Source organism: Paraburkholderia sp. RL17-383-BIF-A (assembly GCF_046028015.1).
GTDB lineage: Bacteria > Pseudomonadota > Gammaproteobacteria > Burkholderiales > Burkholderiaceae > Paraburkholderia.
Window position 1 is genome coordinate 82,654 of record NZ_JARESR010000031.1, and the last position, 15,195, is coordinate 97,848.

13 protein-coding genes are annotated in these 15,195 nt (G+C 63.2%); 3 read left to right on the top strand and 10 right to left on the bottom strand.

Features of this window, described 5'->3' with window-relative positions:
- Positions 1-25 precede the first annotated feature (25 nt).
- On the top strand, positions 26-1,033 hold the full coding sequence (gene ltaE / locus P0D71_RS28285) for a low-specificity L-threonine aldolase (protein WP_408483161.1): 1,008 nt from the start codon (positions 26-28) through the stop codon (positions 1,031-1,033).
- Positions 1,034-1,215: 182 nt separating this feature from the next.
- Here the strand turns inward: ltaE and P0D71_RS28290 are convergent, their stop codons facing one another.
- Positions 1,216-2,583, bottom strand: coding sequence for an MFS transporter (locus P0D71_RS28290; protein WP_408483170.1), 1,368 nt, complete (start codon positions 2,581-2,583; stop codon positions 1,216-1,218).
- A gap of 738 nt (positions 2,584-3,321) precedes the next feature.
- Here P0D71_RS28290 and P0D71_RS28295 point away from each other — a divergent pair.
- On the top strand, positions 3,322-5,775 hold the full coding sequence (locus tag P0D71_RS28295) for a glycogen/starch/alpha-glucan phosphorylase (RefSeq protein WP_091802822.1): 2,454 nt from the start codon (positions 3,322-3,324) through the stop codon (positions 5,773-5,775).
- A 108-nt stretch (positions 5,776-5,883) separates the two neighbouring features.
- Here the strand turns inward: P0D71_RS28295 and P0D71_RS28300 are convergent, their stop codons facing one another.
- The 8 genes from P0D71_RS28300 to P0D71_RS28335 all read right to left on the bottom strand — a co-directional run bounded on the left by P0D71_RS28300 (position 5,884) and on the right by P0D71_RS28335 (position 12,717).
- Complete coding sequence (locus P0D71_RS28300; protein WP_408299635.1) at positions 5,884-6,975, bottom strand: hypothetical protein; 1,092 nt, start codon at positions 6,973-6,975, stop codon at positions 5,884-5,886.
- A 251-nt stretch (positions 6,976-7,226) separates the two neighbouring features.
- The gene (locus P0D71_RS28305) at positions 7,227-7,568 is read right to left on the bottom strand and encodes a hypothetical protein (protein WP_408299637.1); all 342 of its coding nucleotides are present in this window, start codon (positions 7,566-7,568) and stop codon (positions 7,227-7,229) included.
- 210 nt (positions 7,569-7,778) lie between these two features.
- Complete coding sequence (locus P0D71_RS28310) at positions 7,779-8,168, bottom strand: DUF6232 family protein (RefSeq protein ID WP_091802814.1); 390 nt, start codon at positions 8,166-8,168, stop codon at positions 7,779-7,781.
- Between the two features lie 159 nt (positions 8,169-8,327).
- On the bottom strand, positions 8,328-9,008 hold the full coding sequence (locus P0D71_RS28315) for an alpha/beta hydrolase (protein WP_408299639.1): 681 nt from the start codon (positions 9,006-9,008) through the stop codon (positions 8,328-8,330).
- 141 nt (positions 9,009-9,149) lie between these two features.
- A complete protein-coding gene (locus P0D71_RS28320; protein ID WP_408483171.1) occupies positions 9,150-10,169 on the bottom strand; it encodes an alpha/beta hydrolase in 1,020 nt (339 codons plus the stop codon).
- Between the two features lie 46 nt (positions 10,170-10,215).
- The gene (locus P0D71_RS28325) at positions 10,216-10,644 is read right to left on the bottom strand and encodes an organic hydroperoxide resistance protein (RefSeq protein ID WP_408299641.1); all 429 of its coding nucleotides are present in this window, start codon (positions 10,642-10,644) and stop codon (positions 10,216-10,218) included.
- 157 nt (positions 10,645-10,801) lie between these two features.
- Positions 10,802-11,368 (bottom strand): TetR/AcrR family transcriptional regulator, encoded by a 567-nt coding sequence (locus tag P0D71_RS28330; RefSeq protein WP_091802805.1) that lies wholly within the window; start codon positions 11,366-11,368, stop codon positions 10,802-10,804.
- A 185-nt stretch (positions 11,369-11,553) separates the two neighbouring features.
- Positions 11,554-12,717, bottom strand: coding sequence for a porin (locus tag P0D71_RS28335; RefSeq protein WP_091802799.1), 1,164 nt, complete (start codon positions 12,715-12,717; stop codon positions 11,554-11,556).
- A gap of 296 nt (positions 12,718-13,013) precedes the next feature.
- Here P0D71_RS28335 and P0D71_RS28340 point away from each other — a divergent pair, with 296 nt between their 5' ends.
- Positions 13,014-13,820 carry a MetQ/NlpA family ABC transporter substrate-binding protein gene (locus P0D71_RS28340; protein ID WP_091802796.1) on the top strand — a complete coding sequence of 269 codons (807 nt, stop codon included), beginning with the start codon at positions 13,014-13,016 and terminating at the stop codon, positions 13,818-13,820.
- 122 nt (positions 13,821-13,942) lie between these two features.
- Here P0D71_RS28340 and P0D71_RS28345 read toward each other — a convergent pair whose 3' ends face one another.
- Positions 13,943-15,058 carry a succinylglutamate desuccinylase/aspartoacylase family protein gene (locus P0D71_RS28345; protein WP_408483162.1) on the bottom strand — a complete coding sequence of 372 codons (1,116 nt, stop codon included), beginning with the start codon at positions 15,056-15,058 and terminating at the stop codon, positions 13,943-13,945.
- Between the last annotated feature and the right edge of the window lie 137 nt (positions 15,059-15,195).

The following is a 15,195-nucleotide window of genomic DNA, read 5'->3' on the forward strand; positions in this document are numbered from 1 at the left end:
ATTCATAGACGCACAGGGACACACAATGATCGATTTGCGCAGCGATACCGTAACCCGTCCGAGTCCGGCGATGCTCGCGGCCATGTCGGCCGCCGAAGTGGGCGACGACGTCTGGGGCGACGACCCCACCGTGCTGCGTCTGCAGGCCACGGCTGCCGAACGCGCCGGCAAGGAGGCGGGTCTGTTCTTCCCGAGCGGCACGCAAAGCAACCTCGCTGCCTTGATGGCGCACTGTGCGCGCGGCGACGAATACATCGTCGGGCAGTTGGCTCACACCTACAAGTACGAAGGCGGCGGCGCCGCAGTGCTCGGCAGCATTCAGCCGCAGCCGCTCGAGAATGCCGCGGACGGTTCGATCCCGCTGGAGAAGATCGCCGCCGCGATCAAGCCCATCGACGACCACTTCGCACGCACGCGGTTGCTGGCGTTGGAGAACACCATCGGCGGCAAGGTGCTGCCGGCGGCTTATGTCACGGAGGCCGTGCAGCTTGCGCGTCAGCGCGGGCTGTCCGTTCATCTCGACGGCGCACGCGTCTACAACGCGGCGGTCGCGTCGGGCAAGCCGGTCGCGGCATTGTGTGAACCGTTCGATTCGATCTCGATCTGTTTTTCGAAGGGACTCGGCGCGCCGGTCGGCTCAGTGCTGGTCGGCAGCCAGGCGCTGATCGACGTGGCGCACCGCTGGCGCAAGGTGCTGGGCGGCGGCATGCGTCAGGCCGGCATCCTGGCGGCCGCTTGCCTGTACGCGCTCGATCACAACGTCGAGCGTCTCGCCGACGACCACGCGCACGCCGCGCATCTGGCAGCGGGTCTGGAAGGCATCGAGCACGTCAAGGTGCAGTCGGTCGCGACCAATATGGTGTTCGCTCAGTTTCCGCAGCAGCATTGCGCGCCGCTCGAAGCGTGGCTCAAGGAGCGCGGGATTCTCACGCAGATGCTGTATGCGTCGCGATTCGTGACGCATAAGGACGTGTCGCGCGGGGATATCGATACGTTCATCGCTGCGGTGAAGGCGTATTTCGCGGCGCGGTGAGTGGCTGCCGGTGTGGCGCGCGGTTAGGTAGGCTGCAAGGAAGGCTGGAACGCAGCGGGGCAGAGCAGCGCCCCGCCGCGAAAACGCGGCATTGCGGCGAGGCAACGCGGTAAGGCAAAGCACCAAAAGCAAAGCACCAAAAACAAAGCGGACGCACTGTCACCCCAAGGCGCCCACTTTGTTCATTTCATCGACGCTTTCGCGTGCACACCCGACCGATGTGACGGCGCCAGCAAACGCAACCCGCTCGCCAGACTCGCCGCGCCCGCAAAGAATGCGCCGGTGCTGAGCGCAAGCGTCGGGCCATGCCGGCCCGCAATCCCGAAGCTCAACGCGACCAGCGCGGCGCCGGTCGTCTGCCCGAGCAGCCGCGCGGTCGCAACGATCCCGCTGGCGCCGCCGCTGCGCTCAGGCGGCGCGCTCGCCATCAACGCTTTCAGATTCGGCGACTGGAAGAAGCCGAAGCCCGCGCCGCAAATTGCCATGCGAATGCCGATGTCGAGCACGTGCGGATGAACCGGCAACAGCGCGAGCGAAGCGATCCCCGCCGACATCACCGCGAGGCCGATCGCGCCGAGCAGCCCCGGCGGATAGCGATCGGACAGATTGCCCGCCAGCGGCGCGGCGAGCGCGACCACCACCGGCCACGGCGTCATTAGAAAGCCGGTTTCGACCTGACTGCGATGCAGCACGTCCTCGAAGTAGAACGGCAGCGAGACGAACGCCAGTCCTTGCGCGGCAAACGAGCAAACCGCGGTCACCGCCGACAACGCGAATACCGGCCGCCGGAACAGATCGACCGGCAGCATCGGCGCCGGGTGGCCGGCTTCGCGGCGAATCAGCAACAGCCCGAACACGACCGCGATCGCCGCGGCGCTCAGCACCAGTTGCGTCGAGGCTCGCTGGGCCGCCTCGCCGAGCGCGAAGATCAGCGCGGCAAACGTGACCACATTCAGGAGCGCGGCAACCGGATCGAAGTTGTGCCTGCCGCGTTCGGTGTGCGGCAAGGCCGGCCATGCGAAGCCCAAAGCCAGCAGGCCGAGCGGCACGTTGACCGCGAACAGCCAGGGCCACGCGGCGACGGACAGAATCAGCGAAGCCACCGTTGGCCCGACCGCGAACGACACGCCGACGATCAGCGCGTTGGTGCCGAGGCCGCGTCCAAGCCGGTGGGGCGGATACAGATAGCGGATCAACGCGGTATTCACGCTCATGATCGCGCTCGCGCCGAGGCCTTGCACGACGCGCGCGGCGGTGAGCAGCGGCAGCGTCGACGCGAGCGAGCACGCCAGCGATGCCAGCGTGAACAGCGCAATGCCGCTGATATAGATCCGCCGATGCCCGACGATATCGCCGAGCGCGGCAAGTGGCAGCAGTGTCGCGACCATCGCGAGTTGGTACGCGTTGACGATCCACACCGACGCCGCGGGCGCCGCGTGGAGGTCGGCGGCAATGGCGGGCAGCGCGGTATTGGCGATGGCGGTGTCGAGCGTGGCGAGCGCGACGGCGAGCATGATCGCGGCCATCGCGCGGCGGTTGGCGGCGGACATCGGTGCGTCCGCCGGGAAGGGCTGGGCTGCGGTTGCGCTGGGTTTGTCGGACAAGGCGTGGCTCGTCGGGTTAGGCATGCCGACGCGCAGCACGAGTCGAGAAGCGTGGTGCGCGAGCGGCAGGGGTTGCTTGGCGATAGGCGCGCGTAGCCTGAATCCGGCGTTTTTGAAGCGTATCAGGGCAGGGCGCGCGGCGAATGTAGCGATTGTTACAGAGGCGCGGAAATCGTGCTGAAGACGACGGCGCGGAGCGCATCGATTTCACGTTCATATTGCAACTAACGGTCAAGCCCGGGCGGCGTCCACGAACTGGCCGGTGCGCACGTTGTGACACGCCTTCCGGCACAACCGCCTGGCAGACGATGCGCTCTCATTCCACCACACACCTGGTCCATAGCCGCATTCATCCGCGCGTCATGCCGCGAAAAAATAATGGCGTTGCTTTCACTCACCGCGTATCTGGAGATACGCAATCGTTTGCCTGTTTTGCGCAGCCGATGCACGCGCGCAGTGCCATCCACACGCGCGTTGCACCGCCCGTGTGCGAAAAAGCGGTGTGCTACCGTGTGTCGGCGGGCATGGCATGTGCGTGAGCAAGCGCTCGCGCTCGCGCTCGCCGGTGCCCGGTGGCCGTAGAATGTCCTACTCTGATTCTTAACCCGCCTGACCGGCACGCGCCTCCCGTCCGTCATCTGTGCGGTTCGCGTATGCCGCGTCGCTCTTTCCCCGGAGGCTTCGATGACAGCCGTCGATCTGGAATTCGACCAGCTCAACAGTACCGTCGACGCGCTACGGCGCTCAATTTCCAACCGCATGATGTACGGTGTCGGCAAGGACGCCGTCACCGCGCATCCGCATGACTGGCTGCACGCCGCGGCGCTTGCCGTGCGCGACCGGCTGGTCGCGCGCTGGATGAAGACCACGCGCCTGCAGTACGAACAGGACGTGAAGCGCGTCTACTACCTGTCGATGGAATTCCTGATCGGCCGGACCTTTACGAATGCCTTGCTGGCGCTCGGCATCCACGACCAGATGAAGGAAGCGCTCGCGAGTCTGGGCGTCGATATGGAGGCGCTGACCGATATCGAGCCGGACGCCGCGCTCGGCAACGGCGGCCTCGGCCGGCTCGCGGCCTGCTTCCTCGATTCGATGGCGACGCTCGGCATTCCGGGTTTCGGATATGGCATCCGTTACGAATACGGCATGTTCCGTCAGGAGATCGTCAACGGCGAGCAGGTCGAAGCGCCGGACTACTGGTTGCGCGCGGGCAATCCGTGGGAGTTTCCGCGGCCGGAAGTCACGTACATGGTTCACTTCGGCGGGCGCACGGTGCAGCGTGGCGAGCATGTCGAATGGATCGACACGGAGCACGTGAACGCCACCGCCTACGACACCGTCATTCCCGGTTACGACACGGACGCGACCAACACGCTGCGCCTGTGGTCGGCGCGCGCGACCGAAGAGCTCGATCTGGGCGCGTTCAATCGCGGCGACTACCGCAACGCGGTCGACACGAAGAACATGTCGGAGAACGTCTCGCGCCTGCTGTATCCGGACGACTCGACGCCGGCCGGCCGCGAACTGCGTCTGCGTCAGGAGTACTTTTTCGTTTCGGCGACCATGCAGGATCTGATTCGCCGCTATCAGCGCACGCACAGCACGTTCGGCCGCTTCTCCGAAAAGGTGGCGGTGCATCTGAACGATACGCACCCCGTGCTGGCGATTCCCGAGCTGATGCGTTTGCTGGTGGATGTCCATCATCTGCAGTGGGATAAGGCGTGGAAGCATGTCACGCAGATTTTCTCGTACACGAACCACACGCTGATGCCCGAAGCGCTCGAGACGTGGGACGTGGAGATGCTCGCGCGCCTGTTGCCGCGGCATCTCGAGATCATCTTCGAGATCAACGCGCAGTTTCTCAAGCATGTCAGCGAGCATTCGGGGCATGACGGCGAGATGATCCGCCGCATTTCGCTCGTCGACGAATACGGGCAGCGGCGCGTGCGGATGGCCTATCTGGCGATCGTTGCGAGTCAGAAGGTGAACGGCGTGTCGAAGCTGCATTCGCAACTGATGACCCGCGATATTTTCGCCGACTTCGCGCGCATCTACCCGGACCGCTTCACCAACGTCACGAACGGCATCACACCGCGCCGCTGGCTCGCCCAGGCGAGCCCGTCGCTGTCGTCGCTGATCGACCAGCAGATCGGCAAGCACTGGCGCACCAATCTGTTCGAGCTGGAGCAACTGCGAAACCTGCGCAACGACAGCGGTTTTATTGAGGCCTTCCGTGAAGCGAAGCGGCAGAACAAGCTGCGGCTCGTGCATCGCCTCGCCCATCACACCAAGCTGCGTTTCGATCCGGATGCGCTCTTCGATCTGCAGGTCAAGCGCATTCACGAATACAAGCGGCAACTGCTCAACGTGCTGCACGTGATCGTGCGCTACAACCAGATTCGCGCGCATCCCGAGCGTGACTGGGTGCCTCGCGTGGTGCTGTTCGCCGGCAAGGCCGCGTCAGCATACCGGATGGCGAAGACGATCATCAAGCTGATCGGCGATGTCAGTCAGAAGGTCAATCACGATCCGCTGATCGGCGACCGCCTGAAAGTGGTGTTCGTGCCGAACTACGGCGTAAGCGTGGCAGAACTGATTATTCCTGCCGCTGATCTGTCGGAGCAGATTTCGATGGCGGGCACGGAAGCATCGGGGACCGGCAACATGAAACTCGCGCTCAACGGCGCGTTGACGATCGGCACGATGGACGGCGCGAACATTGAGATCTGCGATGCGGTGGGGCGCGAGAACATCTTCATCTTCGGCCATACCGCCGACGAAGTGGACAGCCTGCGCGCCACCGGCTACCGGCCGCGGCAAATCTACGAAGAGAACCCCGAGCTGCGCATGGCGCTCGACCAGATCCGCACGGGTTTCTTTTCGCCGGACGATCCGCTGCGCTTCTCGGATATTTTCCACACGCTGGTCGACTGGGGCGATCACTACATGGTGCTGGCCGATTTTGCCGCGTTCGCGAAGGCGCAGAACGAAGTGGACGCGCGCTTCGTCGACAAGCGCGCGTGGACCGACAGCGCGATCGAGAATGTGGCGGGCATGGGGCAGTTTTCGTCGGATCGCACGATCGGCGAATATGCGCGCAACATCTGGCATGTGAGTCCGCTCGAGATCGATTAGCGAACTGAGCGCTCCGATGTGGGGCTTAAGCGGAAAGGCCGCGCGATGGTGTGTCGTGCGGCCTTTTCATTTCGCTGGCTGTGGCAGTGGCTCTCGCCACCGCGGCGCTTACTGCGCGAGCTTCTCGACCTCGCGTGCGGCACGCAGGCCTATCTGGCCGTGCGGGAAGTCGAACAGCACGTCGATATTCTGCATGCCCATCAGGCCGATCACGATACGGTCGGCGCCCGGTTTCGCCTTGACGATCGTGACCTGCGCGCCTTCATAGCGATGCACCCATTTGCCCGAGCCCACGGCCGCATTGTAGTTGCCCTGGTTGAGCACCTTGCCGATGTCGTCGTCGCCGGTCCAGTTCGGCGCCTTGTCCATTTCGATGCGGATCATGTCGCTGCTGGCCGTGGCGAACACCAGCGGCGCGCAAAACGTCATTTTGTCGCCCACGTTGACGCAACCTCTCGGCCATTGCGTCGTGCCGTCCTGCAAGACGGTCATCGGCACCATCGTGTAGTCCTTCGTGATTGCGTTCGACGGACTCAGCACGAGGAAAGGTTTCGCGAAGTTCGCATGCACCAGGTAGCGTTGGCCGATATTGCCGGGCAGAGCACGCAGCGGCTGGGTGCAGCAGGTGTCGTCCGGTTGCGCCGCGCCGATGCCGAATAGACCGGAAAACGCCCAGCCGAATTCAGCGGTATAACCGTCCATGCCCACACAGTGCCGTGAGGTGGACTGGCAATTCACCACGTCCACGGCTTGCGCGTCGATCTGCGCCGGCTTCGTCCCCGCAATGCTCATCGGTATTTTCACGGCGGCGCCGGAGACCTGTGCGCCGTTCGTCAACGGCAGCGAACTCACCGGCCCGGCGTTCGGATAGGCGGTGGCGGGCAAGACCGACTTCAGCACGCGCACGCCTTGCGTGCCCGTGTCGAGTGCCATGTAGACCGCCTTGCCGTCGAGTTGGATCGGCAAGCCGAGGCGCGCCTGGTCCCTGTCGGCGCGATCCACCTGCAGCGGAATCAGCAGGCCGTCGTTGCCGCCGTTGAGCAGCGTGGCAGCGGGCGCAGGCGGCGTGGGAGTGGGGAAGGTGACAGCGCAGCCGCTTAGCGCGACGAGCGCGGCAGTGATGACGAGCGCGGCCGCGCCAGAACGGCGCCCGCTGAGGCGCAAATGCCGGCGCGGGGCGCCAGGAGACGACAGGAGCATAGATTACGCTTTGCAAAAAGGCGGTCCCTGACGAAGGCGAGGCATCGCGAGCCGCGAGGCGGACAACACGCGGGAGCAATCTCACTGGATTGCCCCTGCGTGGACAGTGAAACCGCGACGCGTGCAGGCCTGCGGGAAGGAACACGCAATAACAGGAGCGGCGACTCTACATGGCCACTCGAGCGCAATTGCAAAGATGTGTGAAGGTTTGCATGCGGCGGGAAAGCGGCGCATGCAAGTTTCGATCTACGTCAATGTTCGCGCGGACGACGGATCACGGTTGCCTGCGCGCGGCCAAGCGTAGCGCGATCGAGCGCGGCGGTCAGCAGGCCGATCACGTCGTCGAGGGTGCGGGAGGTCACTTCCACGCGAAACGTCACGCGCTCGCGTTGCTGATCGACGGTGACGACATAGAGACGCAGATCTTCGCCGAGCGCGGCGTGTAGCGCGCGCCGCCCATTGGCCGACGAGGTGCCGGGCACGGTGACTTCGATAATGACGAGCGGCACGACCACATGCGTGCGGCGCGCCATGCGCGGCGTGCGCGAGTTGCGCGTGGCGGAGGGATCGGACGTTGCAACGAAAGTGAGCATCGTGATTGCGCCGACCCGGCGGGCGGCGCGTTGTTGACACCAGCTCACTCTAACCACGCGCGCCTCAACGGCGCGCAAAAGCTGCTGCGCGGCGAATCAAAATTGTGTTAACACGGCGGGTGGCAATTTGCCGCTGCGCGGCGTGTGGCCCACGTGGGCCATCTGCCCCACGCTTGCCCCGTGCGGCGCGGCGCGTGGCTGAGCGCGCCGTCAGACCTTCGGCGTGGCGGCTGTGCTTTTGGCTTCGTTCACGGCCGCGCCGACGCGCTCGACGAAATCACGATCGGTGCTCATCAGCGCTTCGCGCTCGCCATTCGCGGTTTGCACCATCAGGCGATGGGTGATGTCCTGAGTCGCCCAGGTGAGCCAGCCGACCACGGCCAGCATCGTGCCGCACACCATGCCGACTGGCGAGCGCAATATCCCGCCGACAATAGCGCCGGCGAGGCCGACGAGCGAAATCGCGAGTGGCAAGGCCTTGTTCTTCTGCACGGTGACGACCTGCACGCTCACGATATCGCGCAGCGGAAAGACCTGACCGGCGGCCGAGAGTGCATTGCGCGTGACCGACACGCCACGATCATTGAAAGGGGTTTCCATCGAGTCCAATTCAAGCGGTAGCAAAGGGCGCAGCGTACCAGACTTCAAATGCCTAAAGGTGCGGGATTTCTTGACGTCCGTCAGGTGGATCGCGAGGCGGTGCGGGCGACCGGCCGCTGCCGCCGCAAGATTCTGAAAGAGTTCGGCGCGCCCGGCGCTCTACGCCAGTGCCGCGATACGCGCACCGAGCCACTCGCGCAGTGCGGCGACTTCTTCACCGCACACGGAATGTTCCATCGGATAGGCATGCCATTCGACCTTGTTGCCCTGCGCCAGCGCAAAGTCGCGCGCGGCCTCGCCGAGCTGGATCGGCAATACCTCGTCGTATTCGCCGTGCGCGGCAAAGATCGGCGTTGCGTGGTTCGCGGGTGCGAGGTGACGCTGGATAAAGGCTCTGGAGGGCAAGTAACCTGACATGACGATCAACCCGCCAAGCGTCGCCGGATGCGTGAGCCCCACTGTGTATGTCATCGCGCCACCCTGCGAAAAGCCGGCGAGAAATATTTTCGAGGTCGGAATGCCGCGCTCGTTCTGCCCGGCGATCAGTTGCCGCACGGATGCGCAAGACGCTTCGATGCCCGCCTCGTCGACCTGGCGCTCGATCGACTGGAACGAGCGGATGTCGTACCACGCGCGCATCACGTAGCCGTTGTTCGCGGTCACCGCCATCTCCGGCGCGTTGGGAAACACGAAACGCACGGCGGGTTCATTGGCGAGACGCAATTCCGGCACCAGCGGCACGAAGTCGTTGGCGTCGGCACCGAGACCATGCAGCAGGATCACGGCAAATTCAGGATTCGGTGCGGTTTCGATTTCAATGGTCTGCGGCGTGGTGGTCATGGCGTGCTGCTCCCTGGCGTCGGCATGGTCGGATGACCGGAACCAGCACGATACCGCATAGCGTGCGAGCCGGATCAGCCGCGGCGCGAGTATCGACGATACCCGCGCCGCAGCCGCTTGCCAAAGGCTTTACTGCGGGCCTTACTGCAGACGTTGCTTCAGTTCGTTAGCGAGTTGCCGCGTGGCCGCTTTGGTCGGCGCATCTTCGGCCAGCGCGTTGAGCAACCCGAAGTCGTGAATCGTGCCGTCGTAACGGACGGTGGCCACTTCGTCACCGGCTGCGTCGAGCTTGCGGCCGTAAGCTTCGCCTTCGTCACGCAGCACGTCGGATTCGGCGACCTGAATCAGCGCCGGCGGCAAGCCTTTCAACTGCTCCGTCGTTGCGCGCAGCGGCGACGCATAGATCTCGTTGCGCTGCTTCGGATCTTTCGTGTAGGCGTCCCAGAACCACTTCATCATCGGCCGGGTCAGAAAGTGGCCTTGCTGGAACTGATTGTACGAGCCGTCGTTGAAATTATTGTCCGTGACGGGCCACATCAATCCCTGGAAGCGGATTGCCGGGCCTTGCTTGTCTTTCGCCATCAGGCTCACCACCGCGGCCATGTTGCCGCCGACGCTGTTGCCGACCACGGCGAGGCGATTGCCGTCCACGCCGATTTCGTCGCCGTGCGCGGCAACCCACTTCGTGGCGGCATAGCCCTGGTTGATCGCGACCGGATAGCGAGCCTCCGGCGAAGGCGTGTAGTTCACGAAGACCGCGACGGCGCCCGATTGCACCACCAGATCGCGCACCAGACGCTCGTGAGTCTGGAAGTCGCCGAGTATCCAGCCGCCACCGTGGAAGAACATGAACACGGGCAACGTTCCGCTTGCGCCGTGCGGACGGACGATCGTCAGCGGCACGCTGATGCCGTCCTGCTCGATGGTGCGATTGGAGACGTCGATACCCGACAGATCGACTTTCACGCCGTTCTGTGCATCGACCAGAACTTGCCGTGCCTGGGCAGGCGGCAAGGTATTGATCGCGGGACCCTTGCCGCTGTTCAGCGCACTCAGCAAGCCGGACGTTAAGCGGTCGGGGGTGGCTTGTGCAGCGGGGCTTGCCGCAAAAGCGGAACCGAAGGCGAGGGCAGAGGCCAGCAGCACGGGGACGAACTTGATCATGATGAACTCCGGTGAGCGCAATAGTCAGGAAGAGGGCTTGGGATTAGACGAGCGTGAGCGTGACGGCGATGTTGTTGCGCGTAGCGTTCGAATACGGACACACGATGTGCGCCTTGTCGACGAGCGCCTGCGCCGCGTCTTGCGCCATGCCGGGCAGCGAGATCTTCAACTCCACTTCGATTCCGAAGCCATTCGGGATCGCGCCGATGCCGACGCTGCCCTCGACGGAAACGTCAGCGGGAATCGCGATGCGCTCGCGCGCGGCGACGAACTTCATCGCACCGACGAAGCACGCGCTGTAGCCGGCCGCGAACAGTTGCTCAGGATTGGTGCCCTCGCCACCGGCACCGCCGAGTTGCTTCGGCGTGGTCAGCTTCAGGTCGAGGTTGCCTTCGGGCACCACGGCGCGGCCGTCACGGCCACCGGTTGCCTTGGCGTGAGCGCGGTACAGCACGTTGTCGATCTTGGTCATGGTCAACTCCTTCAGTTGGGTATCTACTACTAGATAGATAAATGAGGCTAAAAAAGGACGCGTGATCCGCGCCGGTAACTCATGCTTGCAGTCTATCTACTTATAGGTAGACTGCAAGATAAAAATAAAGAGGCGGATGCCCACCTCCGTAACAGCTCTACTGCGATTTCTTCCACGATGCTTCTACATCTTCCAGCCGGGCCTTCGTTCCGAACAACCGGCTTGCTAGCACACTGCCTTGATACGCGGCGTACAGCGCACGCGCGGCGGCCTCGGGCTTGCCGTTCACTACCAGCGTGCGCTCCTGCGCGCCTTGTGCGAGCACTTGCGCCAGCCACTTTTCGTTGGCTTTGAAAAACGCCTGAATCGCCTCACGAATGTTCTCCGGCAACGACGCGATATCCGACGCCAGCATGCCGCACAGACAAATCTGGTCGCCGTCGCCGAGCGTTTTGCCAAACAGCCGGGTGTACTTGCTGAGCTTCGTATTGGCCGGCAGTTTGGCGTCGATTGCGTGCAGCGCAGCTAGCACTTCCTTGCTGTATTCGTTGACCGCCTCCAGCACCAGATCGTCTTTCGACGGGTAATAGTAGTGGATGCTCGAAGTCTTGACGCCGACCAGTTCGGACAGGTCGCGGTAGCTGAAACCGTTGTAGCCACGCTGCATCATCAACGTGATGGCGTGATCGAGAATCTGCTCGCGGACTGTCGGGGTCGTTTCCATGAGCGAACTTTATCTACTACTAGATAGATAGTCAAGCGGTTTTTTGCATCTAAAGAAGAAGTGGGGTGGTGTGTGGGGTACGGCGAACGTCCTTGTGTCGTCCCAAAAGAAAAACGCCCCGCAGGGCGTTTTTCCAGACTCTCAATCCAGCAAGGAATTCGCGTTCCCTGCAGAGAGAAACCCGCTTAGAACTTATGACGGATACCGACGCGGAACGCCAGCTGGTTGTCCGACCCCGTGCCCGACGTGCTGAAGTAGCTCGTGCTCGAACCGATCTGCGCCTGCAGATCCTGGCCCTTGTTGCGGCCGGCAGCGATCTGATAGATACCCAGTGCATACACGTCCGTACGCTTGCTCAGCGCGTAGTCGACGCTCAGGTCCACCTGGTTCCAGTGGCCGGTGCTCGCGTCGCTCAGGTGCATGTACGTGTAGCCCGCGCCTGCCGTCAGTGCCGGCGTGAACGCGTACTTCGCGCCCGCTTCGTACGCGGTGAACGTCGTCGAGCTGCCCGAGATCGGTTCGAAGCGCGTGTTCGTATACAACGCCCACAGCGTCGCCGCGCCGATCGAGTAGCGGCCGCCCACGCCGAACGTGCGCAGATCGCGGACCGTGCCCGTCGTCACGTTGGCCATGGCCGTCGAGAACGTCGGGGTTGCCTGACCCGGATACCGGATGTCCGTGTATGCCGCGCCAACGCCGAACGGGCCGTTTGCGTAGTTCAAGCCGAAGCTGTAAGCGCGCGACGAACCCGCGACCGGTGCAGCGGTCGTGCCGGTTGCCGGCGCGCCGGCGAATGCGCCAGCCTGGTTCGAGAAGCCGTACATCGCGCCGAAGGTCAGGCCCGCGAAATTCGCGCTGCTGAACTTGACTGCGTTGTTGATACGGCTCGACGTCAACTGGTCGACGTCGTTGATATGGTAAGCGTAGTTGCCCGCGACGGTCTGGCCGCCGGTCGAGTAGTTGCCGCCCAGATAGTCCGTCGAAAACGAGTACTGACGGCCGAACGTCAGCGAGCCGACGCCGTTCTGCGACAGACCGACAAACGCCTGACGGCCGAACAGCGCGCCGCCCTGGCCGAGCGTGCCGTTGCCGCTGTTAAATCCGTTCTCCAACACGAACAGCGCCTTCAGGCCGCCACCCAGGTCTTCCGTGCCGCGCAGGCCCCAACGGCTGCCTTGTGCGACGCCGTCGTCGTACTTGAAGAGGTTGTCGTGGCCCGTTGCGGTCTTCGAGTTGTTCACGTAGCTGATACCGGCGTCGATCAGGCCGTACAGGGTGACACTGCTTTGCGCGTGAGCAGCGGAGGCGAAGACGGCGAGAGTAGCGGCGGCAAATACTTTTTTGTTCAAGACTTTCTCCGATTAAAAATTAAGCGATCGCGACGCCGGGCTCTTTGGCCGGGTCGTGCGATGGCCCGAAATTTAAGGGAACGCAGAGTAAGGTATGTGACAGCTTTGCTTATTTTCCGAATCTGTCGCGTGAGCGCGACACTCACATAGCCTCGCCAGCTGAAATCGAGCAGGGCATGCGCGTATAAGCTTTTTCCCGCTCGTGCATATAAGCGTGTGAAAAACGATTGGTTTTCCGCCGTCACAGCCGCATGCGACGATGCGCGCCTACCAACACATCACATGTAGGAAGACGCATGCAACGCCGGACAATCCTCCAGAACCTGCTCGCCATCGCCGCCTTTTCGCTGACGGCCACGTTCGCGCACGCGGACGACAAACAACTCAAGATCGGCACGATGAGCGGCCCGGACGCGCAAATCTGGTCGGTCGTGACGAAAGTGGCGGCGCGCGAAGGTCTGAACGTCAAAGTCATCGAATTCAACGATTATGTGCAGCCGAACGCTGCGCTCGACGCGGGCGACCTCGACGCCAACGGCTTTCAGCACCAGCCGTTTCTCGACAGCCAGATCAAGCAGCGCGGCTACAAGATCGTCAACGTCGGCTTGACCTATGTGTCGCCAATGGGCTTCTATTCGAAGAAACTCAAGTCGCTCAAGGACTTGCCGGAAGGCGCGAAGGTCGGCATCCAGAATGACCCGTCCAACGGCAATCGCGCGCTGCTGCTTTTGCAGAAGTACGGTGTGATCAAACTGAAGCCGGGCGTCGGCACGAACGGCGTGAACGCGACGCCGCTCGATGTCGCTGAAAATCCGAAGAAGATCAAGCTGGTGGAACTCGATGCCGCGCAATTGCCGCGTGCGCTCGGCGACCTCGACGCGGCTTCGATCAATACCGATTACGCGGTCAAGGCCGGACTGCAACCGACCAAAGACGCAATCGCGATCGAAGACCTGAAAGGCCCGTACGCGAATCTGATCGCGGTGCGCGAGCAGGATCGCAATCAGCCGTGGGTGAAGAAGCTGGTGGCGGCGTACGAATCGGACGAAGTGCGCAAGTACATCGATACGCAATTCAAAGGCGCGATCATCCCGGCTTTCTGAGCATGGTTTGACTGATGCCGCATAAATGCAAATCGCCCGCTGTTTCAGCGGGCGATTTGCATTGCGGCTCGAACTCTCGCGGTCGTGCCGCGCGATAAGGCGGCACGAGCGAGATTTTTGCCTTAGTTGCTCAACAGCGAGCCGCTGCGGAACGCCTTCGCACCGGCAATGCGCGCGAATTCCAGACCGGCCGTCGCAAAGCGCGTCAAATGCCGTGCGTACAGCACGCCGGCCACGCTGCTCTTGAGCGTGACGACTTGCTCCGTCAGCGGATCGACGATATCGGCGATCTCATGACCCACGTCGACCCAGGTGCCGACTTCACAGCGATACACCAGCACGCCGCTGATCGGTGCGACGATCGGCTCGGCGCCGGCGAGCGGCGTGGCGGCGAATTCGAGCGGCGGCAGCGCGGCAGCCGTGCCGTCGATCACGCCACGCGAGGTCAGGTATTCGATGATCGCCTGCGCATCATGGTCGGCGTACTCGTACGACACTTCGCGCTGGCCGCGCAGTTCGATCGTGACCGAGATCGACCCGTTCGGAATCGGGAAGCGGTCGCCGTAGCGGCCACGCAGATCCGACCAGCAGAAGCTGTGAATTTCGTCGAACGGATTGCCCACCGAATTGAGCGCGAGCAGCGATGCCTTGGCGTCCAGGTAGCAGGCGAGCGGCTCGACTTCCGGCCACAGGTCCGGGTTCGTGTAGAGGTGCATCGCCGCTTCCCAGTCGCAATGCAGATCGAGCACGACGTCGGCGTCGTATGAAAGCTTTTGCAGCGCGAGGCGCTGCGATTCGAGTTCGGTCTGCGGCGTTTGCGCGTCGAGCGCCTCACGCATGGCCGTGCGGATCGCCGTGCGGTTTGCGTCGAGATTGTCGGTCAGGCGCGACTCGATCACCGGCTGCACCAGCGCCGACAGATCGTGGAAATTGCGGTTGAAGTTCTGGGCCGTGTTGGTTTCGAAACGCCCGGTCAGATGGCCGAGAAAGTGCTGATTCAGGCCGATCGGATTGGCCACCGGCACGATCACGACTTCGCCGCGAATCTTGCCGGCCGCTTCCAGCGCCGTCAGCTTGCGGCGCAGTGCCCACGAGACCAGCATGCCGGGCAGCTCGTCGGCATGCAGCGACGACTGGATGTAAATCTTCTGGCCGCCGCCCGGACCGTAGTGGAAACTCGTCAGGTTGCGGGCGGTGCCGAGCGTCGGAGCAATCAGCGGATGGGTTTGGGTTTGCATGGTTTTCAAATCCGCGGCCAACTGGGCGTGCCGCGCTATCTCGTTGATAACAGTGGGGAAACTTGCTTGATAGCCGGTCAGTCTCGGGCCGGCGGGCGGCGCTTTGCGGGCGCCTCGATCGCACGATCTTAGCCGAT

Coding starts and splice junctions, on each gene's coding strand:
- ltaE (WP_408483161.1), top strand. CDS start 26: ATGATCGATTTGCGCAGCGATACCGTAACCCGTCCGAGTCCGGCGATG.
- P0D71_RS28290 (WP_408483170.1), bottom strand. CDS start 2,583: ATGTCCGCCGCCAACCGCCGCGCGATGGCCGCGATCATGCTCGCCGTC.
- P0D71_RS28295 (WP_091802822.1), top strand. CDS start 3,322: ATGACAGCCGTCGATCTGGAATTCGACCAGCTCAACAGTACCGTCGAC.
- P0D71_RS28300 (WP_408299635.1), bottom strand. CDS start 6,975: ATGCTCCTGTCGTCTCCTGGCGCCCCGCGCCGGCATTTGCGCCTCAGC.
- P0D71_RS28305 (WP_408299637.1), bottom strand. CDS start 7,568: ATGCTCACTTTCGTTGCAACGTCCGATCCCTCCGCCACGCGCAACTCG.
- P0D71_RS28310 (WP_091802814.1), bottom strand. CDS start 8,168: ATGGAAACCCCTTTCAATGATCGTGGCGTGTCGGTCACGCGCAATGCA.
- P0D71_RS28315 (WP_408299639.1), bottom strand. CDS start 9,008: ATGACCACCACGCCGCAGACCATTGAAATCGAAACCGCACCGAATCCT.
- P0D71_RS28325 (WP_408299641.1), bottom strand. CDS start 10,644: ATGACCAAGATCGACAACGTGCTGTACCGCGCTCACGCCAAGGCAACC.
- P0D71_RS28330 (WP_091802805.1), bottom strand. CDS start 11,368: ATGGAAACGACCCCGACAGTCCGCGAGCAGATTCTCGATCACGCCATC.
- P0D71_RS28340 (WP_091802796.1), top strand. CDS start 13,014: ATGCAACGCCGGACAATCCTCCAGAACCTGCTCGCCATCGCCGCCTTT.
- P0D71_RS28345 (WP_408483162.1), bottom strand. CDS start 15,058: ATGCAAACCCAAACCCATCCGCTGATTGCTCCGACGCTCGGCACCGCC.